Here is a 23,981-nt window from a genome sequence, read left to right as displayed (position 1 = left end):
TGCTCAACGTCGAGGAGAGACACCATGAGCCAGTGTGAAGTCGTCGTTCCCATCGCCCTGCAGCATACAAATGAGGGTGTTTGTACCTCCCCTTGGTGGGTTCAGGACGCCGAGTATGTGCCGGCAATGGCCAGCTACGAACCGCTGATCAATGGCGAAGCCGCCTTCAAGGCCGTCTACAAAGCCATCGACGCTGCGCAGAAATCCATCGACATCATCTGCTGGGGATTCCAGCCCTCGATGTACTTCATTCGTGATGGCGCACATCTTTCAATCGGTGCGCTGTTGCAGGAGAAGGCGCGCAAGGGCGTGCAGGTCCGTGTGCTGGCTTGGGAAATGCCGTTAAACGGCACAGGCATGGCAGGGGAGGCGAACCTGCCGGGCAAGTCGCCAAACCTCAAGCATCGCGCCGGGCAGACGGCCACCGACAAACAGCATCACTATGACGAGTGGTGGTTCGATACCTTCAGTACGGACGATGACAAGGCCGCCCAGCGCGTCCATGAGAATGTTCCAGTGCTCGTCACGCGTGGTTTCAGCAGAAAAGAGCGAGCACGTATCGGCGACGATGTCAGGGACAACGGACCGGACAGGGGGCTCAGCAAGAAATCACGGATCGCAATGATGGCGGCGCCCAGTCACCATCAGAAAAGCGTGCTGGTCGACTATGAGCTACCGGACCAGGCCGTTGGGTTCGTCATGGGCCACAACATGCTCGACGAGTATTGGGATACCGACGCCCACTCGGCGCTCATGCGCCCCGACCCCAAGCAGCCCAATTCTCGCCCCGGCACCTATGATCCTGATCGTGGCCCGCGTGGTGCCTTGCCGCGCCAGGACATTTCCAGCCGTGTCACCGGCCCGATCCTGGAGTATTTGCACAAGAACTTCGCCCTGGCCTGGCAAAAGGAAACCGGCGAAGACCTGCTCATCCTGCGCAAGGCCAAGGAGGTCGGCAAGCAACTCCAATGCGGCAAAGGCGGCACCCAGCTGCTGGCTCAACTGCTACGCACTCAGCCCCAGGTTGGCACGCACGATATCGAGAAGGCTTACCTGCAGGCGGCGAACAACGCCACCCAATTCATCTACATCGAGAACCAGTATTTCCGCTGGCCGCCGCTGGCCGAACTGATCAAGCAGGTCGCCCAGATCCAGACCGAGGAAGGACGGAACCCAGGCAAGCATGGTTCGGTGCACCTGTTCGTCACCACCAATGTGACCGATGGCGGCATCGGCATGGGCGTGCTGAATACCCAGCGGATGCTGGAAAGCCTGGGGCGTGCAGACACGATTCCCAACGTGACCAAAAAGCGCAGGGTCAAGCAGGCGGAGAAAGACATGCCCGCTCGTCCCCAGCCCGATGGCCCCACCGACCGACATGGCCGGCGCGAGCTGGAGGAGTGGCAGCGCGAACTCGATCAGAAAACCAAAGCCATCGAAGACGAAGTCCTGATCCCGCAGCCTATTCCCGGCCTGAAGGTCCATATCTGCTCCCTGGTCGCCCCCGATTCACCGGCAGGCAAGCCCTGGGTGCCGGTGTACATCCACTCCAAGCTGATGATCGTCAACGACGTCTACACCACCCATGGCTCGGCCAACATCAATACCCGCAGCATGCGCGTGGACAGCGAGCTGAATATCGCCCACGAGTGGCATCCCGTGACGCGCAAGATGAGGCAGGACCTGTGGAAGATACATACGGCGTGCAAGGTGGAGCCGGGGGAGAAGGCACCGGATGGGGCTAGTGATGATCCGAAGAAGGCATTTAAGGCCTGGGAGGACATCATCAATGAAAACATAGAACGGCAGTCCAAACAGCTCCCGCCCTTCGCCTCCCTGGTGGAGTTCCATTACGACAAATCCAGCATGAGTGACCTCGACTGATGCGCCGCATTCTTCTGCTCACCAGCCTGCTCTTGACCGCCTGCGGCACGGGCGGCATCGCCCATTTAAAGAAGGACAGTTCCGTGGACTCCCTTTCCCAGATCAAGGCCAACCTGGCCTTTACCTGCAAGTATGAACAGTTCCCAGAGCCCTCTGCGGACAGCGATGTGCTGTTCAAGTACGCTCGCTGGCTTCAGAAAAACAATCAGCTCAAGCAGGACAAGACGGTAGATGCACAGATCGAGCGGTTCTACCGCATAGCCGCCGAGAATGGCCATGCCAAGGCCAATATCAATTTGCAGAACGGCAGCATGCGCGGCCATTACAAGCTGACCGCTGAGGAGCGTTTGCGCTTCAGCCAGGCCCTGATCGAGGCCAATGTCGCCACTGGTTACTACTTCATAGCCATTTACCTGAAGAAAGGCGCAGCCGGATTACAGGAAGATCAGGAGTTGGCCTTGCGTTATTACCGCAAGGCGGCGGATGAAGGCAGTGCCAATGCTCAGGGATATGTGGCCGAGTTGCTGGCGCCGATTGATCGGGCTCCGGACATTGCCCGACAAATGCGTCGATGTGCTGCGGAGCAAGGAAATGGAGAGGCAGCTAATGGTTTAGGGGTAGATCTCAAAATTGACAAGCATTATCAAAAAGCAGTTGAAGCCTTTCAATTAGGGGTTGCTGCGGGCGATGAAAGTTCAGCATCTTTCTTGAACGAGGGTTTTCTTGGTCCGAGCCCTACAAATGAACTCTATTACCTTGGCCAGAAGAAGGACCTCGAACGCGCCGACCGTTACGAAAAAATCTGGAGCATCCTGGCGGACTACTCCTATGCCAGCCCCAAAGTCCCCGAGATCAACGATATTGTTCCGTTACCTCCAGCCAAGCTGCCTCCCTGGGACGGCAAGCTGAAATGGCTGGAGGAGCGTGAAGCCAATATTGCCCCACCCAAACCCAGTGAGGCGCTGATCGAGCAACTGGCCAAGGCCAGGGGGCTTGACCCTGCTACCGGCAAACCACTGCCCGGTTCCCAAGCCTTTATTCGCGCCACCGACTTCCAGATCTGCCACAGCGGCCAGCCTTGTCCGCGCGCTGGTTTCTGGCGGGTGCACTGGCTTAGCGACCGCACCATCGTCAAAACCGAAATCATCCGTAAGTTCAAGGAAGGCGAGATTTTCCCCACCTGGGAGGTCAAGCGCTTCATCGTCCGCCCCTGGCCGCTGAAGGACAAAACCACTCTTACCAACGAGCCGGTGGAATGGAGTTTCTACGGTGATGCCTAAGCGCGGGTTGGTCTGGATATATTGTGTGACGCTGGCCGGTTGCGGCGGGCTCTCTGCTAACCGTTCGGCGCCGCTGGACTCCCTTTCCCAGATCAAGGCCAACCTGGCCTTTACCTGCAAGCATGAACAGTTTCCCGAGCCGTCGGCGGATAGTGATGTGCTGTTCAAGTACGCCCGTTGGTTGCAAAAGAACAACCAGCTCAAGCAGGACAAGACGGTGGATGCACAGATCGAGCGGCTCTACCGCATCGCCACGGAAAATGGCCACGCCAAGGCCAATATCAATTTGCAGAACGGCAGCATGCGCGGCCATTACAAGCTGACCGCCGAGGAGCGTTTGCGCTTCAGCCAGGCCCTGATCGAGGCCAAGGTCGCCACTGGTTACTACTTCATGGCCATTTACCTGAAGAAAGGCGCAGCCGGATTACAGGAAGATCAGGAGTTGGCCTTGCGTTATTACCGCAAGGCGGCGGATGAGGGTAGTGCCAATGCTCAGGCCTATGTGGCCGAGTTGTTAGTTCCCATTGATCGAGCCCCGAGCATCGCGCGGCAAATGCGCCGCTGCGCGGCGGAGCAAGGGCAGGGTGAAGCTGCTGGAATGCTTGGTGTTGATCTGTCGGAGGATGGACATTACCAGGACGCGCTGGAAGCATACCAGCTAGGGGTTGCGGCGGGTGATGAAGGTTCGGCTTCCTTCTTGAATAAGGGGTTTCTTGGCCCGAGCCCTACGAATAAGTTCTATTACCTCGGCCAAGAAAAGGATCTCGAACGCGCCAACCGTTACGAAAAAATCTGGAGCATTCTTGCCGACTATTCCTATGCCAACCCCAAAGTACCCGAGATCAACGACATCGTCCCCTTGCCTCCAGCCAAGCTGCCTCCCTGGGACGGTAAGCTGAAATGGCTGGAAGAGCGTGAAGCCAATATTCCGCCGCCCAAACCCAGTGAGGCGCTGATCGAGCAACTGGCCAAGGCCAAGGGGCTTGACCCTGCTACCGGCAAACCACTGCCCGGCTCGCAGGCTTTTATCCGTACTGATGAATACCAGATCTGCCACAGCGGTCAGCCTTGTCCGCGCGCTGGTTTCTGGCGGGTGCACTGGCTTAGCGACCGCACCATCGTCAAAACCGAAATCATCCGCCAATTCAAGGAAGGCGAGATTTTCCCCGCCTGGGAGGTCAAGCGCTTCCTCGTTCGGCCCTGGCCGCTGAAGGACAAAACCACTCTCACCAACGAGCCGGTGGAATGGAGTTTCTACGGTGATGCTTAAGCGCGGGTTGGTCTGGATATTTTGTGTGACGCTGGCCGGTTGCGGCGGGTTCTCTGCTAACCGTTCGGCGCCGCTGGACTCCCTTTCCCAGATCAAGGCCAACCTGGCCTTCACCTGCAAGCATGAACAGTTTCCCGAGCCGTCGGCGGACAGCGATGTACTGTTCAAATACGCCCGTTGGTTGCAGAAGAACAACCAGCTCAAGCAGGACAAGGTGGTGGATGCACAGATCGAGCGGCTTTACCGCATAGCCGCCGAGAATGGCCATGCCAAGGCCAGTATCAACCTTCAGAACGGCGATATGCGCGGGCACTATTCGCTTAGTGGCGATGAGCAGCTGCGTTATAGCCAGCGGTTGATCGATGCCGGGGTGGCTACTGGTTACTACTTTATCGGCATCTTCCTTAACCAAGGCTCGGCGGGGTTGCAGCAGGATAAGGAGATGGCCTTACGATACTTCCGAAAGGCAGCAGATGAAGGCAGCGCCAACGCTCAGTACTACGTGGGCGATAAATTGGAACCAAGCAATATAGCACCGGAAATTGCCCTTCAAATGTATCGCTGTGCTGCGGAGCAGGGGCAAGGTGATGCGGCGGTAGTACTTTCGCTCTATCTACGGGATCAACACAAATACGATGAAGCCGTAAGAGTTCTTCAGATGGGGGTGGCTGCAGGCAATGAAAATGCGGCAGGTCGCCTCTGTGATAGTTTTCGTGGTCCAAAGCCAGCGAATCAAGTGGATTATCTGGGGCTGCAGGAAGATTCAGAGCGAGTTGATCGCTATGAGAAAATATGGAGCATTCTGGCGGACTACTCCTATGCCAGCCCCAAAGTACCCGAGATCAACGATATTGTTCCGCTCCCTCCAGCCAAGCTCCCGCCATGGGACGGTAAGCTGAAATGGCTGGAGGAGCGTGAAGCCAATATTCCGCCGCCCAAACCCAGTGACGCACTGATCGACGAACTGGCCAAGGCCAAGGGGCTTGACCCTGCCACCGGCAAACCACTGCCCGGCTCGCAGGCCTTCATTCGCGCCACCGACTTCCAGATCTGCCACAGCGGCCAGCCTTGTCCGCGCGCTGGTTTCTGGCGGGTGCACTGGCTTAGCGACCGCACCATCGTCAAAACCGAAACCATCCGTAAGTTCAAGGAAGGCGAGATTTTCCCCACCTGGGAGGTCAAGCGCTTTCTCGTTCGCCCCTGGCCGTTGAAAGACAAAACCACTCTTACCAACGAGCCGGTGGAATGGAGTTTCTACGGTGATGTTTGGGATCCGTACGAAAAGTTTTCTGGCGAAGATCAGACAATGCCGATGGCGGCTCCGCCAAAACAGGAGAAGAGTGGTCGGGGTGCCGCTCGACTTTACGTGCTGTAAATGAGTATTTGACCGGGCTGGCGTTCCAGCCTGTTTTTAATGCTGCATCACCGAGCGCAGGCACTTTTCATATAGAGCCTGGCCACGCGGGGATGTAGAGTTTGGATGTAGGGATTAAAAGGAGATTAGCTGTGTTAGTGGACTTTTTTAATGCGCGCGCTGTTGTGTGTCAGAGGGGTGTTAGGTGTTCGTTACTAATGTGGTTAACTCTGTTTTTTAATGGTGTGGCTCTGGGGTCTCCTGGGAATTGGGATAATAAAGGTTTGAGTACGCTTACCGTGATTGGAACTCTGTATTCGCCAGTGACGTCGGTTGAATGGACGTCAGATAAGACATCCGATATTTCAACGCTTGATCGTAAGGTTATTGCCAAGGCTCATGAAGATGCGCTTTCTTTTGTTGCCAGTGACGGTGGAATTCACGGTGCTCTGCTCGAACAAGCTTTTAAAGTGTTGAGAGTCATGGTGTCAGGAGCGAAGATATCGATGTGGCAAAAATGATTGCTGCTGAGGTTCAGGTAAAAAATATATGAGCTGGTTTCATTGTGTTGGCAGCTATTAATCGCTCTAAAGTTTTGATGAATTTAATTTTCTCTTGTTGTAGAGGTGGACGATGCGTCACGAGGTTTTGAAAAAATGCGTTCTGTTGGTTTTTTTTGTACTGGCGTCCCAATTTGCCCGGGCTGAACTCGACGCTTCGGCGCAGGCGGAAATCACTCAGCTATTGGATTTTGTTGGGCATAGTCCCTGTGGTTTTCTGCGAAATGGAAAGCGGTATCCGGCAAGTGAAGCGCGAGCCCATTTACAAAGCAAAGTCGACTACTTGTTGAATAAGAATATGGTGAAAAATGCAGAAGACTTCATCGAGCTGGCTGGTAGTAAAAGCAGTTTGAGCGGAAAGCCTTATGAAGTGAGTTGCGCGGATGGTAAGCAGACTTCGAAGTCGTGGCTGCAGGCGGAGCTTGAGCGCATTCGTAACGGATATCATGCAAAACCGTAAATGTTGAGCAACTTTGGAGCAGTAAATCCACGGTTATCTATCCCATTTGGTAATTGGAATTGAGTTCGCACGCCAGCAAATGTTGGCGGATAGGAATCAACGGGTGTCATTGCCTAAAGCGTGCTACCGGTTAGTCATGAGTCACTCAGCACGAGAGAGAAGAACATGAAAGGTGTCATCCGTATTGGCGACAAGACTACCGGCGGCGGTAGCGTGCTGGAGGGTTCGCTGACCATGAGGTTTCACGGTATTGGCGTGGCGCGGGTGGGGGACAAGGTGAGTTGTCCGGCCCATGGCCCGACGGTCGTGAGTGAAGGCCATCCGGTGTTCAAGGATCACGGCGTGCCGGTGGCCTTCCATGGCCATCGCTGTGCCTGTGGTTGCGCCCTGTTGACCTCGCTGCCCGAAGCGACGGCGGGCTGAGCATGCCGGTAAGGTTGAACAGGGTGCCGGCGGCAGCAATTCGGCCAATTCCGCCACGGGCATGGCGCTGGCTGTTGTGGCTGGTGCCGTGCCTGGCAGTGGGCCTGGGAATTACCCTCTTGATAGGGGGCGACTCGCTGGGGCGTGAGCCCTTGAAGTTCTGGCTGGTCGCTCTGGGCCTGCCGTTACTGGGCTGGTGTGTGTTGCTGGGGCTTCGTCTGCTGGTCTATCTGGGGGCGGACTCTGCGGCCAAGGGATGGGACCAGGCGCGGGAGGCAGAGCTATCGCGTTTGATGCGTCGGGGTCGTCGTTCGCAGCAAGTACTGGCGGTCAGTCTGCGCACTGCGCTTGGTGCCGCAGGCGAGGGGTGCGGATTGCTCAACGGCAACAGCGCACTACGCGCTCGGTTGTCCTGGCAGGAGCGCTCGGCGCGACATAGTCGCCTTGTCGTCGATGAGGCGTTGTCACTGGAGAGACGATTGATCGACCCGCTTGCGGCCGTGTTGGGAGATTTGGCCGTGGTGCTGGCGAAACTTCCGGCGGACAGACCTCTCGCGTTATTGCTGGAGACCAGCAACTCCATTGAAGAACAACGACTGGTTGAGGCATGGGCCGAAGCCTGGCGGTTATCAGGCATCCGGCAAACCACGACGCGGTTGGAGGGCTCGGGGCCAGCGGTAATCGACAACTGGCTGGACCGGCGCATCGAAGATCAGGCCTTGCTGCTGGTGGTGGCGTATCAGTTCGCCCCTGAACAGGTAGATGGTTCCGCTGAAGCCGTGGTTGGGCTGCTGTTCGGCAATCGCCTGACACAGTCGACGATTATGCCAATGGCCTATTTGCACCGTCCCGAAGCGGCAGAAAACGCAGTGGAGGAGTGCATGAGCAAGGCACTTCACCAGGCGTTGGACTGGGTGCCATTGGCGGCGTGCGAAGTAAGCAGTGTGTGGGCGGCCGGTAGCGATGCAACTGGCCACTCATTGATGACTCAGGCCTTTGACAAGGCTGGACTGCCAGTCAGTGCTTCAGCGGGGCTGCATGATCTGGATGCAGTCCTCGGACATGCAGGATGCGCCAGCCCCTGGTTGGCCATTGCGGCAGCATCGGAATCGATACGCGATGGCGGTGGGGCTCAGTTCATTTGCTCAGGTGGTAGCTCGACCGGTGCCTGGTCATGGTGCTCGGTAGTCATGCCAGCGGATAGATAGGGATATGCAATGCGTAGTCGTTCGATAGGATTGTGGGGGCTGGTTTGTCTGGGGTTGCTGGCCGGTGTCGCGCTGTGTCTGCTGGCCTGGCAACGGCCAGAGTGGCTGGGCGTACGCCCGGGCAGTAGCGAGCTACTGCGCTGGCTATCAGGTGCGTTCGGGCTGACCTTGTTGGGGATGTCCAGCGTCGGTGCCTTTCTATTGCTGGCCGGCAGCGTCGGAGCGTCCTCCTTTCTGCATCAATGGGGAGATGATCGCCTCTCCGAAACACCTGCCGCCGAGGCCGACAGCTTCAGGAGCACTTCCCGCTTTGCGTCACTCAAGCCCTATATGCGTGAGAACTCCGGACGCCGCTGGCGGAGCAAGGTGCGCGTGTTGCTGGTGGTGGGGGATGCACCCCAAGTCGACTCGCTGATCCCGGGGCTGACACATCAGGCTTGGCTGGAAGGGCAGGGCACGGTGCTGCTCAGTGGTGGTGATCTGCGAAGTGCCTGGTCGCAGGAGCTCCTTGCTTGCCTGCGTGAATTGGGCTGGGGGCACTCACGCGATGGCATTGTCTGGGCGCTGGATGAGACGACCATCGAGGATGTGGCGTGGCTGAGTAAACATGCACGCCACTTGCGAGGTCTTGCTCGGGAGCGTCACTGGAGCGCGCCGTTGTATCTATGGCAGGTATGTTCCAGCGGATGGGCACAGACAGGGCGGGCCAGTCAGACGGTCGGATGCCTTTTCCCGCCTCGAGCATCGCTGGCCACCGTCGAACTCTCGCTGCGCCAACTGCTGGAACCATTGCGCGAGAAGGGTTTCGCTCAGTTGAGCGTCCAGGCGAGCCATGACTTTCTGCTGCGCTTGTCCCGTGATCTGGGAGCGCGAGGCATCAGCCGGTGGCGAGATGCACTCGCTCCGATCCTTGGCCATGTGAATGGGGCTGTTCCTCTTCGTGGATTGTTCTTCAGTCCGCCCCTGACCGCATCGCTGATAGAGAGCGAGCGTACCTGGTGGCCTGACGCAGCATGGGAGGGTGTGCTGAATGACGCGCAGTCGCAGGTCCAGCCTGTTGGCTGGACCTGGCTGCGCGGCCTGCGCACCGGCGCGCTCTGCCTCGCCGGCCTCTTTGCCCTGGCGCTGCTGCTGTCGTTCACCAGCAACCGCAGCCAGATCGCCACCGTGGAGTCGGCGTTGGCGACCCTCAACGCCCCCGGCGATGCGGATGCGCAGCTCAAGGCCCTGCACGAACTGACCCGCGAGATGTCGCGCCTGGATTACCGCCGCGAGCATGGCGAGCCGTGGTACCTGCGCTTTGGCCTGAGCCAGAACGATGCGCTGCTGGCCGTGCTGTGGCCAAGCTACACCCAGGCCAACAATCGGCTGATGCGTGACGTGGCGGCCAAGCACCTGGAGCAGCAGTTGGCCGCCTTCGCCGCCTTGCCGGCGGGCAGTCCCGAGCGCGCTGCACGTGCCGCAGAGGCCCATGCCCAGCTCAAGGCCTACCTGATGATGGCGCGCCCGGAAAAGGCCGACCCGCAGTTCCTGACGCGGGTACTGGCCGGTGAGCAAACCGAACGCCCGGGCCTCACGCCCGGCCTCTGGCAAGCGCTGTCGCCCAACCTGTGGGCGTTCTACGCGCGGCACCTGGCGGCGCATCCCGAGTGGCGCACCGAGACTCAGCCCAGCCTCGTGGCCCAGGCCCGGCAAGTGCTGCTCGGACAGCTGGGCCAGCGTAACGGCATGGCCACTCTGTACCAGCAGGTGATCGACCGGGCGAGCAACAACTTCGCGGCCATGACCTTGCTGGACATGGTGGGCGAGACCGATGCAGCGACCCTGTTCGATACGCCCAACAGCGTACCCGGCGTCTTCACCCGCCAGGCCTGGGAGAGCCAGGTGAGCAAGGCCATTGACGAAGTCGCCGAAGCGCGTCGCGAGGAAATCGACTGGGTGTTGAGCGACCAGCAGGGCACGCTCGACAGCGAGCTGAAACCCGAGGTGCTCAAGGCCCGCTTGACCGAGCGCTACTTCCAGGAATTCAGCGACGCCTGGCTGGCCTTCCTCAACAGCATCCGCTGGCGCAAGGCGGACAGCCTGTCCGACGCCATCAGCCAGCTCACCCTGCTCAGCGACGTACGCCAATCACCGCTGATCGCCTTGATGAACACCCTGGCCTACCAGGGCAAGACCGAGACCAAGGGCGAGGCCCTCAGCGACTCGCTGATGAAATCGGCGCAGCAGCTCCTGGACAGGGACAAACAGCCGATGATCGATCAGCAGGCCGCCGGCCCGCGCGGGCCACTGGACGCGACCTTCGGCCCCGTTATGGCCTTGCTCGGCAAGGAGAAATCCGCGGCTGCGACTGGCGATAGCCTGAGTCTGCAAGCCTTCCTCACCCGCGTCACACGGGTGCGCCTGAAGCTGCAGCAGATCACCACCGCCAGCGACCCGCAGGCGATGACCCAGGCCCTGGCGCAGACAGTGTTCCAGGGCAAGAGCGTCGACCTCACCGATACCCTCGACTACGGCAGCCTGATCGCGGCCAGCCTGGGTGCGGAGTGGAATGGCTTTGGCCATAACCTCTTCGTGCAGCCACTGAACCAGGCCTGGGAGGGTGTGCTGCAACCTTCGGCCCTCAGCCTGAACCGTCAATGGCAACGGGCGATCGTCGGTAACTGGCAGCGCGCCTTCGAGGGTCGCTATCCGTTCGCCGCCACCGGCAGCGATGCCTCCTTGCCGATGCTGGGGCAGATGATTCGTGCCGGTACGGGGCGGATCGACCAGTTCATCAGCAGCCAACTGAGCGGCGTGCTGCACAAGGAAGGCAATCGCTGGGTGCCCGACAGTGGCAACAGCCAGGGGCTTCGCTTCAATCCACAGTTCCTCGAGGCCGTGAACCAGCTCAGCGACCTGGCGGACATCCTGTACACCGATGGCGGCATGGGCATGAGCTTCGAGTTGCAGGCCAAGCCGGTACGCAGCGTGGTAGAGACCACCCTCATCCTCGACGGCGTGACGTTGGAGTACTTCAACCAGATGGAGAGCTGGAAGCAGTTCAACTGGCCGGGGGGCACTTATCGTCCCGGTGCGTCGCTGAGCTGGACCAGTCTCAAGGGCGGCGCGCGATTGTTTGCAGACCATGCGGGGACCTGGGGGCTGATCCGTCTGTTGGATCAGGCTCAGGTCAGGGCGCTGGACAGCAGCGACACCTTGTTCGAGCTGGTGCTGACCGCCCCGGACAAGCTGCCGCTGACCTGGCACCTGCGCACCGAGCTGGGCAATGGGCCGCTGGCCTTGCTGCAGCTGCGGGGCTTCTCGCTGCCGATGACGATCTTCGAGGTGGGTGAGGGGCAATCCCTGCCTTACGCCAACCTCGAGTCGTTCGAACACGTGCCGCACATGAATGGATTCAGGACGCGCCGATGACTGTGCATGCCTGAACGGCAGGGCGCCGTTCGCCTGGATTTGCGGGCGCAAGTCTCGCAAATCCAGGCGCAATGCAGCGTCAGAAAAGCCGGTGCCGTCAGACGGTTTTCTTTGTTAGTGGCCTATTGAATCAATAGGCCATGAAACAAAGAAAAATCATCCACGGTCACTGCGCCAGGGCTACCAGTCCGGCGTGCTGTACCAGCTCCAGCAGCGGCTGCGGGTACACGCCGATGATGAAGGCGAGCAGGGCGACCACCAGCAGCATGATGCCGCCAGCACGCTGACCCCAGTCGAAGGGAGCGTCGTGGCGATGCATGTTGGGCTCGCGCATGAACAGCGTGACCATCACCCGCAGGTAATAGAACACGCCGATGGCGCTGCCCAGCACCATGGCGCCGAGCAGCCACCACAGTTGCGCCTCGACACCCGCAGCGATCACGTAGAACTTGCCGATGAAGCCCGCCGTCAGCGGAATGCCGGCCAGCGACAGCATCATCACCGTGAGCACGGCAGTCAGGTACGGACGGCGCCAGAACAGGCCGCGGTACTCGTACAGCGCATCGGCATCGCGGCCGCTGTAGGGCGTGGACATCAGGGTGATCACGCCGAACGCGCCGAGGCTGGTCAGCACGTAGGTGGCGAGGTATACGCCCACGGCTTCCACGGCCAGGCCCTTGCTGGCGATCAGCGCCACCAGCAGGTAGCCGAAGTGGGCAATGGAGGAGTAGCCGAGCAGGCGCTTGAGGTTGTTCTGCAGCAGCGCCAGCAGGTTGCCGAACAGGATCGAGGCAATCGCGATCAGCGTCAGCAGTTCGCTCAGCCAACCGCCGCTCATGGCCGGGGAAATCTGGTACAGGCGCAGCAGTACGGCGAATACCGCCACCTTGCTGGCGGTCGCGAGGAAGGCGGCGACCGGTGCCGGCGCGCCTTCGTAGACATCTGGCGTCCACAGGTGGAAGGGCACCAGCGACAGTTTGAAGGCCAGGCCGATCAGCATCATGCCGATGCCGATCTGCACCAGTTGGCTGCTTTCCCGCGCCAGGCTGACACCGATATCGGCAAAGCCCAGGTTGCCCGACTCGGCATACAGCAGCGCCATGCCGAATAGCAGGAAGGCGGAGCCTGCGGCCGACAGCACCATGTACTTGATGCCGGCTTCCAGCGAGCGCTTGTTGAAGAAGGCGTAGGCGATCATGCCGTAGGTCGGCACCGACAGCAGTTCCAGGCCGATGAACAGGCCCGCCAGATGCTGGGCGCTGACCAGCACCAGGCCGCCCGCGGCGGAGAGCAGCACCAGCAGGTGCAGCTCCTCGCGGTTGCCCGGGTAGCCCTTGCCGGACTTGCCGCCCAGGTAGGCATGGATCAGCGTGACGCAGGCCAGGCTGGCGGCCAGCACCAGGGCCATGTAGTAGCAGGCGAAGTTATCGATCAGCAGCAGCGGGGTGACTTCCAGTGGCGTCACCTCCATAGCCGGGATCAACGACAGCAGCGCCAGGTTCAGGCCCACCACCGAGAGGATGAAGGTCAGGGCGTGATTGCGCTTGGCGGCAATGGCCAGCATCACCACGACCACGGTGAGGCTGGTCACCAGCAGCGGCAGCAGGGCGATCAGGTGTTGCAGGGTGAATTCGACAGCGTGATGTTCCATGAGTCTCTAATCCTTACCCTTACCGGCCCGAAGCGAGTTGATTGAGGGCGCCTTCCATCCACTGCTGCACGCCATGCATGCTGGCAGCGGAGGTATCGAGCACCGGCTGCGGGTAGACGCCGAGCAGGATCAGCAGGGCGCCAAGGCCGAGCACCATGGCCAGCTCGCGGGCTTTAAGGCCCGGCAGCGGCGCGTCCTGCTGTACCGGGCCGAAATAGGCGCGGTGGATCATCGCCAGGGCATACACCGAGCCGAGCACCAGGCCGGTGGCGGCGAGCACCACGACCCAGGGCGCGCTGGGGAAGCTGCCGAGCAGAATAAGGAATTCGCCGACGAAGTTGCCGGTACCCGGCAGACCCAGCGCGGCAGCGGCGAAGAACAGGCTGATGGCTGGCAACCAGGGCATGCGCGCCCAGATGCCGCCCATCTGGCGCAGATCACGGGTGTGCACGCGCTCGTAAAGCTGGCCGCAGAGGATGAACAGCGCGGCGGCCGACAGGCCGTGGGCGACCATCTGCACCACTGCACCCTGCAGGGCGATCTGGCTGCCCGAATAGATGGCGATCAGCACGAAGCCCATGTGCGAGACGCTGGAGTAGGCCACCAGGCGCTTGATGTCGGTCTGCGCGAACGACAGCAGGGCGCCGTAGAGGATGGCGAACACACCGAGCCACTGGGCGATCGGCGCGAACTCGGCCGAAGCGTTGGGGAACAGCGGCAGGGCGAAGCGCAGCAGGCCGTAGGCAGCGGTCTTCAGCAGGATGCCGGCCAGGTCCACGGAGCCGGCGGTCGGTGCCTGGGCGTGAGCGTCCGGCAGCCAGGAGTGCACCGGCACCACCGGGAACTTCACCGCGAAGGCGACGAAGAAACCGAGCATCAACAGGTACTCGGTGCCTGGCGCCAGCTCGGTCTTCAGCAGGTCGGCGTAGTTGAAGGTCAGCACGCCGGTCTGGTTGAAGTGCACGAACACCAGGGCCAGGATCGCCAGCAGCATGATCAGGCCGCTGGCCTGGGTGAAGATGAAGAACTTGGTGGCGGCGGTGATGCGGGTACGACCGTCGCTGCCGCTATGACCCCAGAGCGCGATGAGGAAGTACATCGGCACCAGCATCATTTCCCAGAAGAAAAAGAACAGGAACAGGTCGACCGCGAGGAACACGCCGACCACGCCGCCCAGAATCCACATCAGGTTGAGGTGGAAGAAGCCGACGCGGTTCTGGATCTCGTTCCATGAGCAGAGTACCGACAGCACACCGAGCAGGCCGGTTAGCGTCACCATCAGCACCGACAGACCGTCCATCGCCAGGTGGATGGTGATGCCCATGCGCGGGATCCAGTCGATGACGAACTCGTGGGCCCAGCGCGGCTCGCTGCCGGGTGCCGGGGCCAGGGTGAAGTCACCGCTGACCCACAGCCACAGGCTCAGGCCGAACAGCAGACCCATGGTGATCAGAGCGATCCAGCGTGGCAGGACGTGACCGAAGCGCTCGGCTTGCCAGCACAGCAGCCCGCCGATGAAGGGAATCAGGATTAGCCAGGGCAGAATCATCAGGCTGTTTTCCTTAACTCAAAAAGAGGATGGCGGCGAGCACCAGTACGGCGCCCTCGGCGATCGAAGCGGCGTACCAGCGCACCTGGCCGTTCTCGCTGCGCACCAGCGCAGCGTTGCCGCCACGTGCAAGCAGCGGAATCAGACCGATGCTGCGGTCGATGGGGTCGCGGCGCAGCAGGTGGCAGAGCGCCAGGTAAGGGCGCACGAACAGCTTGCCGTAGAGCCAGTCGAAGCCCCAGGCTGCGAACCACAGGGCGCTCAGCAGGCGACCCGGCGCGCTCTGCGCCACGGCCGAAGCGACACGGCGCTGGCCAAGGAAGAGCAGAGCGGCAATGACGATGCCGGACATCGCGATCAGGCCGGAGAGCAGTTCCAGGCTGTGCTTGGTCTCGCCACCGGCGTGGCCGACGCTTTGCGGCAGCACGCCGGCCAGCGGCGGGGTGATCCAGGCGCCGATGAAGGTCGACAGCACGATCAGCACCATTAGTGGCAGGTTGTGGGCGATGCCATGACCGGCGTGTGCCTCGGTCTTCTGCTCGCCGTGGAAGGCGATGAAGATCAGGCGGAAGGTGTAGATCGAGGTCAGGAAGGCACCGACCAGGCCCGCATAGAGCAGTTCGCTATGGCCGCTGGCGAAGGCTTCCCAGAGGATTTCGTCCTTGGAGTAGAAGCCGGCGGTCAGCAGCGGCAGGGCGGCCAGCGCCGCGCCGCCGACGACGAAGCTGGCGTAGGCCAGCGGCAGCTTCTTCCACAGGCCGCCCATCTTGAAGATGTTCTGCTCGTGGTGGCAGGCGTGGATCACCGCACCTGACGCGAGGAACAGCAGGGCCTTGAAGAAGGCGTGGGTCATCAGGTGGAAGATCGCCGCGTCCCAGGCACCGACGCCAAGGGCGAGGAACATGTAGCCGATCTGGCTCATGGTCGAGTAGGCGAGGATGCGCTTGATGTCGGTCTGTACCAGCGCGGCGAAACCGGCCAGCACCAGGGTCACGCCGCCGACGATGCCGACCAGCTCGAGAATCTCCGGGGTCAGCAGGAACAGGCCATGGGTACGGGCGATCAGGTACACGCCAGCGGTGACCATGGTCGCGGCATGGATCAGCGCCGACACCGGGGTTGGGCCGGCCATGGCGTCGGCCAGCCAGGTCTGCAGCGGCAACTGGGCGGATTTACCCACCGCGCCGCCAAGCAGCATCAGCGTGGCGAGCCACAGCCAGGTATCGCCGGCCACGTATTTCTGCGGTGCCAGCAGCATCAGCTCCTGAATGTTCAGGGTGCCGAGGTTGAGGAACAGCAGGAACAGGCCAATCATCAGTAACACGTCGCCGATACGGGTGACGATGAACGCCTTGAGCGCCGCGTTACCGTTGGGCACGTGCTTGTAGTAGAAGCCGATCAGCAGGTATGAGCACAGGCCCACGCCTTCCCAGCCGAAGAACAGCACCAGCAGATTGTCGCCCAGTACCAGCAGCAACATGCTGAAGATGAACAGGTTGGTGTAGGCGAAGAAGCGCGAATAGCCTTCCTCGCCGCGCATGTACCAACTGGCGAACAAGTGGATCAGGAAGCCCACGCCGGTGACCACGCCGAGCATGGTCGCGGACAGGCCGTCCAGGTGCAGGGTGAAGCTTGGCGCCAGGCCTTCGACGCTCATCCATTGCCACAGGGTCAGGCTGTAGGCGCCACCGGCTGGCGGATTGCCGAGGAAGGCGGCGATGACCCAGGCGGCGCTGGCGGCCGCCAGGCCAATGGAGCCGACACCAATCACTGCACTGGTGTTTTCCGAGAAACGTCCGCGCGAGAAGGCCAGCAGCAACCAGCCGAGCAGCGGGAAGAATAGAGTCAGGGCTAGAAGGTTCATCCGCGCATCTCGCTGGCAGCGTCGATATCCAGAGTGTTGAAGCGGCGATACAGCTGCAGCAGGATCGCCAGGCCGATGCTGGCCTCGGCGGCTGCCAGGGTGATCACCAGAATGAACATCACCTGGCCGTCAGCTGCGCCCCAGCGGGCACCGGCGACGACGAAGGCGAGCGCAGCGGCGTTCATCATCACTTCCAGACTCATCAGGATGAACAGGATGTTGCGCCGCACCATCAGGCCGACCAGGCCGATGCAGAACAGCACGCCGGCCAGGGCCAGGCCGTGTTCCAGAGGGATGCCGGTCATACGGTTGGCTCCTTGGCGTCATGGCGGCCCAGGTGGTAGGCGGCGACCAATGCGGCGAGCAGCAGCATGGAGGCCAGCTCCACGGCCAGCAGGTAGGGGCCGAACAGGCTGATGCCGACGGCCTTGGCTTCGACCGTGGTGTGGCCGATGTGGGCGTCGCTGACATGGTTGAGCAGCACGTAGAGCAACTGGCCAAGCAGCAGGGCGCTGAGAATCGCCGGGCCGACCCAGATACCGGGCGTCAGCCACTTGCGTTCCTGCTCGGCTGCGGCCGGGCCTAGGTTGAGCATCATCACCACGAACACGAACAGCACCATGATGGCGCCGGCGTAGACGATGATTTCCAGCGCGCCAGCAAAGGGTGCTCCGAGGGCGAAGAACACCATCGACACCGCCAGCAGCGAGACGATGAGGTAAAGCAAGGCATGCACCGGGTTGGTGTTGGTAACCACCCCGACCGTTGCTGCCACCGCCACACCGGCGGCGAAGTAGAACGCGAATTCCATCAGGAACTCCTCATTGCGCCCCTCTCCCGCTTACGGGAAAGGGGCTGGGGGAGAGGGTAAGAACGAGTCATGGCAACAGACTCTTCACGTTGATCGGCTCGGCCTCGTTCTGCGCGGCGCCCTTGGGCTTGCCGGCGATGGCCATACCGGCCACGCGGTAGAAGTTGTAGTCCGGGTTCTTGCCGGGGCCGCTGATCAGCAGGTCTTCCTTCTCGTACACCAGATCCTGACGCTTGAACTCGCCCATCTCGAAATCGGGGGTGAGCTGGATCGCGGTGGTCGGGCAGGCTTCCTCGCACAGGCCGCAGAAGATGCAGCGCGAGAAGTTGATGCGGAAGAACTCCGGGTACCAGCGCCCGTCGTCGGTCTCGGCCTTCTGCAGCGAGATGCAGCCCACCGGGCAGGCCACGGCGCACAGGTTGCAGGCCACGCAGCGCTCCTCGCCGTCAGGGTCGCGGGTCAGAACGATACGGCCACGGTAGCGCGGCGGCAGGTAGACCTGCTCTTCCGGGTATTGCAGGGTGTCGCGCTTGCGAAAGCCATGGCTGAAGACCATGGCCAGGCTGCGCAGTTGGGTGGCGGTGCCAACCAGGATGTCCCAGATGTATTTGAACATTGCTTTCTCCTTACTGGGCCGTGGCCAGCACGACGGCGCCGGTCACCAGCAGGTTGATCAGGGTCAGCGGCAGGCAGAACTTCCAGCTGAAGGCCATGACCTGGTCATAGCGCGGGCGTGGGATCGACGCGCGCAGCAGAATGAAGATCATGATGAAGAAGGCCGTTTTCAGTGCGAACCAGAAGAACGGAATCTGCGGCAGGATGCCGAACGGGCCGTGCCAGCCACCGAAGAACAGCGTTACCAGCAAGGCGGACACGGTGACGATGGCCACGTATTCGCCAACGAAGAACATGCCCCATTTCATCCCGGCGTATTCGATGTGGTAACCGTCGGCCAGCTCCTGCTCGGCTTCCGGCTGGTCGAACGGGTGGCGGTGGGTCACGGCGACGGCAGCGATGAAGAAGGTACAGAAACCGAAGAACTGCGGAATGATGAACCACAGGTTCTGCGCCTGGTAATCGACGATGTCACGCATGTTGAACGAGCCGACCTGCGCCACCACGCCCATCAGCGCCAGGGCCAGGAACACCTCGTAGGACACAGTCTGCGCCGAAGCCCTCAGAGCGCCGAGCAGGGCGAACTTGTTGTTGCTCGACCAGCCGGCGAACAGCACCGCGTAGACCGACAGGCCAGCCATGGCGAAGAAGAACAGGATGCCGATGTTCAGGTCCGCCACGCCCCAGGTTGGGGTGATCGGGATGATGGCGAAGGCCATCAGCATCGCCGAGAAGGCGATCATCGGCGCCAGGATGAAGATGAACCTGTCGGCGAACGGCGGCGTCCAGTCCTCCTTGAAGAACATCTTGATCATGTCGGCGGCGATCTGGAACATGCCGAACGGCCCCACGCGGTTGGGGCCGTAGCGATCCTGCCACCAGCCGAGCAGGCGGCGCTCGACGAAGCTCAGCAGCGCGCCGCAGACCACCACCACCAGCAAGATGACGATGGCCTTGAGCACCGCGACGACGATCTCGATCAGTTCGGGCGTCAACCAGCTCATTGTGCGGCCTCCTGCAGCAGGGTCACGCTGGCACCGGCGACTGCTGCCGGAATGCCTGGCAAACCAACCGGCAGGCCGATCAGGCCAACGGCCAGATCATCACGCACCTGCAGCGGCAGGCGCAGCGCCTGGCCGTTGACGCGTAGGGCCAGCAGCGCACCGTCGTTCACGCCCAGACGTGCCGCTTCATCGCGGGCCAGGGCCACGTAGGGCTCGGGCATGCGTTCCTGAATCGGTTTGGCGCGCGCGGAGTTTTCCTCGCTGCCGAACAGGTGATGCAGCGGCGCCACCTGCCAGGTGCCGGCTGCCGGGTTGAACGCTGCATTCGCAGCGAACCAGGGCAGGACGTTACCGGCCGCTTCGAGCAGACGCACACCGGGGTCGCCTGCGCGCAGGTGACCACCGACTTCATCCTGGAACTTGTTCCAGGCCTGTGGCGAGTTCCAGCCCGGCGACCAGGCGAACGGAATTTGCTGACGGTCTTCCTTACTGCCGGCGTAGCCTTCCATGGAGAAGGCGAAGGCCGAATCCTTATCCTGCGGCTGACGCGGTTCGTGCACGCTGATGTTGGCGCGCATGGCCGTGCGGCCGCTGTAACGGTGCGGTTCGCGCGCAAGCTTGAGGCCCTTGATGCGGAACGAGGCGCTCGGTGCGGCATCCTTGATGCCGGCCAGCAATGGATTGCTGGCGGCGCAGGCTGCGGTGACCTGGTCCAGTTGCGTCCAGTCCACGGCCTTGCCCAGCAGCGTGCTGTGCAGCGCGTGCAGCCAGCGCCAGCCTTCGCGAATCAGGATGCCGGCGTCGTAGTAACTCGGCTCATAGACCTGGAAGAAACGCTGGGCGCGGCCCTCGAGGCTGACCAGGGTGCCGTCGCCTTCGGCGAAGGAGGCCACCGGCAACAGCAGATGGGCGCGTTCGCTGGTAGCGGTACGCTGGTGATCGGCGACGATCACCGTCTGCGCAGCGCTGAGCGCCGCGTCGACCCTGGCGGCATCGGCGCGGCGATACAGATCATTTTCCAGCACGATCAGGGCATCGGCCTTACCGCTGCTCAAGGCATCCAGTGCGGCATCGACGGACTTGCCAGCAAGCTCTTCACCCAGAAGCAGCGCCAGGCCCAGGCTGTTGGCCTCGGGCACCACCAGGCTAAGCGAACCGTTCTTCTCACGGTTCTTCAGCGCGCTGGCGATATTGGCGGCGGCTTCGATCAGCGCTTTGTCGCCCAGCGAGGCGCCGGAGACGATCAGCGGGCGTTGGGCTGCCAGCAGGGAGTCGGCAATGCGCTGTACCAGCGCTTGAGCCTCGGCGTCCAGGCCGTCGACGGCCGGTGCGCTCGGGTCGATGGCGTGGGCCACGGCGAAACCGATTCGGGCGAGGTCCGCGGGGGCGGCATGCACGCTTTCAGCGGCCACGTCGTCCAGGCGGGTTTCACCGACGCTGGCGATGAACAGCGGGTGCAGGGCGTGCTGGGCGACGTTCTGCACGGCCGCCATGTGCCAGTCCTGAATGCGTGCGCCGGCGGCGATCTCGGTGGCCTTGCCCTTGACTGCCTGACGCAGGGCCAGGGCCAGGCGTGCGGCGGTCTGGGTCAGGTCCTCGCCGAGGACGAAGATGGCGTCGTGCAGTTCGACGTCGCGCAGGGTCGGCGTCGGCAGCGGGCCGTTTCGCAGGATGTCGCGGATCAGGCCGATGTTGTCCAGTTCGCTGGCAGCGATGCCACTATAGAAATTCTCGGCACCGACCAGTTCGCGCAGGGCGAAGTTGGATTCGAGGCTGGCACGCGGCGAGCCGATGCCGATCACGCGCTTGCCCTTGAGCAGTTCGGCGGCCTTGTCCAACGCGGCATCGATGCCGATGGCCTGGCCAGCCAGCAATGGCTGACGCGGGCGATCCTCGCGATTGACGTAGCCATAACCGAAGCGGCCGCGGTCACAGAGGAAATACTGGTTCACCGAACCGTTGAAGCGGTTTTCGATGCGACGCAGCTCGCCGTAGCGCTCACCGGGGCTGATGTTGCAGCCGCTGGAGCAGCCATGGCAGATGCTCGGGGCGAACTGCATGTCCCACTTGCGGTTGTAGCGCTCGGAGTGGGTCTTGTCGGTGAACACGCCGGTCGGGCAGACCTCGACCAGGTTGCCGGAGAACTCGCTTTCCAGCGTGCCGTCCTCGACACGGCCGAAGTACACGTTGTCATGCGCGCCGAACACACCCAAGTCGGTTCCGCCAGCGTAGTCCTTGTAGTAGCGCACGCAGCGGTAGCAGGCGATGCAGCGGTTCATCTCGTGGCCGATAAAGGGGCCGAGTTCCTGGTTCTGGTGGGTGCGCTTGGTGAAGCGGTAGCGGCGGGCGTTATGCCCGGTCATCACCGTCATGTCCTGCAGGTGGCAGTGACCGCCTTCCTCGCACACCGGGCAGTCGTGCGGGTGGTTGGTCATCAGCCATTCGACGACGCTGGCGCGGAACGCCTTGGATTCCTCGTCGTCGATGCTGATCCAGGTGTTGTCGGTGGCAGGCGTCATGCAGGACATGACGATACGACCACGGGTGTCGTTCTCGTCGTTGTACTGTTTGACCGCGCACTGCCGGCAAGCCCCGACGCTGCCAAGCGCCGGGTGCCAGCAGAAGTAGGGGATATCGAGTCCGAGGGACAGGCAGGCCTGCAGGAGGTTGTCTGCACCATCGACTTCGAAATCTTTGCCGTCTACGTGGATAGTGGCCATTTCTTCAAGTCTTCGTTTACCCGCTTGCTAAAGCGGCTGGCTAAGGGAATTCGTCTGTTCAGCTCGTGCTTGCCGGCATGCGGGGCGTGTTCGCCACCTTGGCCACGCCGGCCTCGAACTCTTCACGGAAATATTTGATGGCACTGCCCAATGGCTCTACGGCGCCTGGCGCGTGAGCACAGAAGGTCTTGCCCGGACCGAGGAAATTGACCAGGCCGAGCAGGGTGCGGATGTCTTCGGCGGTGCCTTGCCCGCGCTCCAGCGCACGGAGGATCTTCACGCTCCAGGGCAGGCCGTCGCGGCATGGCGTGCACCAGCCGCAGGACTCGCGAGCGAAGAACTCCTCCATGTTGCGCAGCAGTGACACCATGTTGATCGAGTCATCGACCGCCAGCGCCAGGCCGGTGCCCATGCGCGTGCCGACCTTGGCGATGCCGCCGGCGTACATCTGTGCGTCGAGGTGCTCGGGTAGCAGGAAGCCGGTACCGGCGCCGCCGGGCTGCCAGCATTTGAGCCGGTAGCCGTCGCGCATGCCGCCGGCATGCTCCTCGAACAGTTCACGCGCGGTGACACCGAACGGCAGTTCCCACAGACCGGGTTTTTTCACCTTGCCGGAGAAGCCCATCAGCTTGGTGCCATGGTCTTCGCTGCCGGGGCGGGCGAGGCCCTTGTACCAGTCCACACCCTGGCCGACGATGGCCGGCACGTTGCACAGGGTCTCGACGTTGTTGACGCAGGTCGGCTTGCCCCACACGCCGACGGCGGCGGGGAAGGGCGGCTTGGCGCGCGGGTTGGCGCGGCGGCCTTCCAGCGAGTTGATCAGGGCGGTTTCTTCGCCGCAGATGTAGCGGCCAGCGCCGGTGTGCACGAACAGCTCGAAATCGAAGCCTGAGCCGAAGATGTTCTTGCCGAGCAGGCCGGCGGACTTGGCTTCGTCGATGGCGCGGTTGAGGTTGGCGGCGGCGTCGACGTACTCGCCACGCAGGAAGATGTAGCCGCGATAGGCCTTGAGCGCGCGCGCCGAGATCAGCATGCCTTCCACCAGCAGGTGCGGCAGCTGTTCCATCAGCATGCGGTCTTTCCAGGTATTGGGCTCCATTTCATCCGCATTGCACAGCAGGTAGCGGATGTTCATGGATTCGTCGGCCGGCATCAGGCCCCACTTCACGCCCGTGGGGAAGCCTGCGCCTCCACGGCCCTTGAGGCCGGATTCCTTGACGGTCTGCACGATATCGGCCTGGGCCATCTCGGTCAGCGCCTTGCGCGCGGCAGCGTAGCCGTTCTTGGCCTGGTATTCGGCCAGCCATACCGGCTGGGCGTCGTCACGCAGGCGCCAGGTCAGCGGATGAGTTTCTTCGCTGCGGGTAACGCGGTTGGCTGGGCCAATGGAGGTGAGCGCTTTCATTTATAGGCCTCCAGCAATGTGGCGACGTCGGCGGGCTGGATATCGCCGAAGGTGTCGTCGTCGATCATCACCGCCGGGGCCTTGTCGCAGTTGCCCAGGCAGCACACCGGTAGCAGGGTGAAGCGCTCGTCGGCGCTGGTCTGGCCCAGGCCGATGCCGAGTTGCTTGTGCATCTCGGCGACCACGGATTCATGGCCGCCGATGTAGCAGGTCATGCTGTCGCACACGCGGATGATGTGGCGGCCAACTGGCTGGCGGAATATCTGGCTATAGAAGGTGGCCACGCCCTCGACGTCGCTGGCCGGAATGCCGAGGATCTCGCCAATGGCGTCAGCGGCGCCGTCCGGCACCCAGCCGCGTGCCTTCTGCACGATCTTCAGCGCTTCGATGCTGGCGGCGCGCGGGTCTTCGTAGTGATGCATCTCGTGCTCGATGGCCGAGCGCTCGGTTTCGCTGAGGGTGAAACGATCAGTCTGAATCAGCGTGCTGCTATTGGTTGTCTGGATCAT

19 protein-coding genes are annotated in these 23,981 nt (G+C 61.8%); 9 read left to right on the top strand and 10 right to left on the bottom strand.

The genetic code is table 11. The features are described from left to right. Positions 1 to 24 precede the first annotated feature (24 nt). The 9 genes from GV002_RS10040 (at position 25) to GV002_RS10000 (ending at position 11,853) form a co-directional block, all read left to right on the top strand. Entirely contained in the window at positions 25 to 1,884 is a 1,860-nt protein-coding gene (locus GV002_RS10040) for a phospholipase D-like domain-containing protein (RefSeq protein WP_160018145.1), read from the top strand. Further along, positions 1,884 to 3,164, top strand: coding sequence for a sel1 repeat family protein (locus GV002_RS10035; RefSeq protein ID WP_178094640.1), 1,281 nt, complete (start codon positions 1,884 to 1,886; stop codon positions 3,162 to 3,164). The genes GV002_RS10040 and GV002_RS10035 overlap by 1 nt, the downstream gene beginning before the upstream one ends. Positions 3,165 to 3,189: 25 nt before the next feature. Continuing rightward, positions 3,190 to 4,434, top strand: a complete 1,245-nt coding sequence (locus GV002_RS10030) for a sel1 repeat family protein (protein WP_256667057.1) — start codon at positions 3,190 to 3,192, stop codon at positions 4,432 to 4,434. Continuing rightward, positions 4,427 to 5,809, top strand: a complete 1,383-nt coding sequence (locus GV002_RS10025; protein ID WP_160018917.1) for a sel1 repeat family protein — start codon at positions 4,427 to 4,429, stop codon at positions 5,807 to 5,809. The genes GV002_RS10030 and GV002_RS10025 overlap by 8 nt, the downstream gene beginning before the upstream one ends. Before the next feature lie 197 nt (positions 5,810 to 6,006). Next, positions 6,007 to 6,309, top strand: coding sequence for a DUF2388 domain-containing protein (locus tag GV002_RS10020; RefSeq protein WP_160018144.1), 303 nt, complete (start codon positions 6,007 to 6,009; stop codon positions 6,307 to 6,309). A 112-nt stretch (positions 6,310 to 6,421) separates the two neighbouring features. Then, a complete protein-coding gene (locus GV002_RS10015) occupies positions 6,422 to 6,808 on the top strand; it encodes a DUF5329 domain-containing protein (RefSeq protein ID WP_160018143.1) in 387 nt (128 codons plus the stop codon). Positions 6,809 to 6,973: 165 nt separating this feature from the next. Further along, entirely contained in the window at positions 6,974 to 7,231 is a 258-nt protein-coding gene (locus GV002_RS10010) for a PAAR domain-containing protein (RefSeq protein WP_160018142.1), read from the top strand. 152 nt (positions 7,232 to 7,383) lie between these two features. Then, positions 7,384 to 8,439, top strand: a complete 1,056-nt coding sequence (locus tag GV002_RS10005; RefSeq protein ID WP_256667056.1) for a hypothetical protein — start codon at positions 7,384 to 7,386, stop codon at positions 8,437 to 8,439. Positions 8,440 to 8,448: 9 nt separating this feature from the next. Then, positions 8,449 to 11,853 carry an ImcF-related family protein gene (locus tag GV002_RS10000; protein WP_160018140.1) on the top strand — a complete coding sequence of 1,135 codons (3,405 nt, stop codon included), beginning with the start codon at positions 8,449 to 8,451 and terminating at the stop codon, positions 11,851 to 11,853. Positions 11,854 to 12,019: 166 nt separating this feature from the next. Here GV002_RS10000 and nuoN read toward each other — a convergent pair whose 3' ends face one another. From nuoN to nuoE, 10 genes are all read right to left on the bottom strand, one after another. Next, on the bottom strand, positions 12,020 to 13,504 hold the full coding sequence (gene nuoN / locus GV002_RS09995) for an NADH-quinone oxidoreductase subunit NuoN (protein WP_160018139.1): 1,485 nt from the start codon (positions 13,502 to 13,504) through the stop codon (positions 12,020 to 12,022). A 19-nt stretch (positions 13,505 to 13,523) separates the two neighbouring features. Next, a complete protein-coding gene (gene nuoM, locus GV002_RS09990; protein ID WP_160018138.1) occupies positions 13,524 to 15,053 on the bottom strand; it encodes an NADH-quinone oxidoreductase subunit M in 1,530 nt (509 codons plus the stop codon). Between the two features lie 13 nt (positions 15,054 to 15,066). Then, positions 15,067 to 16,917: an NADH-quinone oxidoreductase subunit L gene (gene nuoL, locus GV002_RS09985; protein ID WP_160018137.1), complete on the bottom strand. Its 1,851-nt coding sequence runs from the start codon at positions 16,915 to 16,917 to the stop codon at positions 15,067 to 15,069. Further along, positions 16,914 to 17,222 carry an NADH-quinone oxidoreductase subunit NuoK gene (gene nuoK, locus GV002_RS09980; RefSeq protein WP_003460477.1) on the bottom strand — a complete coding sequence of 103 codons (309 nt, stop codon included), beginning with the start codon at positions 17,220 to 17,222 and terminating at the stop codon, positions 16,914 to 16,916. Before nuoK ends, nuoL begins: the two co-directional genes overlap by 4 nt. Next, positions 17,219 to 17,728 (bottom strand): NADH-quinone oxidoreductase subunit J, encoded by a 510-nt coding sequence (gene nuoJ / locus GV002_RS09975; protein WP_041979356.1) that lies wholly within the window; start codon positions 17,726 to 17,728, stop codon positions 17,219 to 17,221. The genes nuoK and nuoJ overlap by 4 nt, the downstream gene beginning before the upstream one ends. Before the next feature lie 67 nt (positions 17,729 to 17,795). Beyond that, positions 17,796 to 18,344 carry an NADH-quinone oxidoreductase subunit NuoI gene (nuoI, locus tag GV002_RS09970; RefSeq protein WP_160018136.1) on the bottom strand — a complete coding sequence of 183 codons (549 nt, stop codon included), beginning with the start codon at positions 18,342 to 18,344 and terminating at the stop codon, positions 17,796 to 17,798. Positions 18,345 to 18,354: 10 nt separating this feature from the next. Further along, on the bottom strand, positions 18,355 to 19,347 hold the full coding sequence (gene nuoH, locus GV002_RS09965) for an NADH-quinone oxidoreductase subunit NuoH (RefSeq protein ID WP_160018135.1): 993 nt from the start codon (positions 19,345 to 19,347) through the stop codon (positions 18,355 to 18,357). Then, the gene (gene nuoG / locus GV002_RS09960) at positions 19,344 to 22,067 is read right to left on the bottom strand and encodes an NADH-quinone oxidoreductase subunit NuoG (protein ID WP_160018134.1); all 2,724 of its coding nucleotides are present in this window, start codon (positions 22,065 to 22,067) and stop codon (positions 19,344 to 19,346) included. Before nuoG ends, nuoH begins: the two co-directional genes overlap by 4 nt. 58 nt (positions 22,068 to 22,125) lie before the next feature. Further along, positions 22,126 to 23,472, bottom strand: a complete 1,347-nt coding sequence (nuoF, locus tag GV002_RS09955; RefSeq protein ID WP_160018133.1) for an NADH-quinone oxidoreductase subunit NuoF — start codon at positions 23,470 to 23,472, stop codon at positions 22,126 to 22,128. Continuing rightward, positions 23,469 to 23,981, bottom strand: a complete 513-nt coding sequence (gene nuoE / locus GV002_RS09950; RefSeq protein ID WP_160018132.1) for an NADH-quinone oxidoreductase subunit NuoE — start codon at positions 23,979 to 23,981, stop codon at positions 23,469 to 23,471. Before nuoE ends, nuoF begins: the two co-directional genes overlap by 4 nt.

The sequence above is a fragment of the Pseudomonas sp. 8O genome (genome assembly GCF_902506495.1).
GTDB lineage: Bacteria > Pseudomonadota > Gammaproteobacteria > Pseudomonadales > Pseudomonadaceae > Aquipseudomonas > Aquipseudomonas chaetocerotis.
Note: the sequence above shows the minus strand (reverse complement) of the source record. Positions and strands in the feature narration are given on the sequence as shown.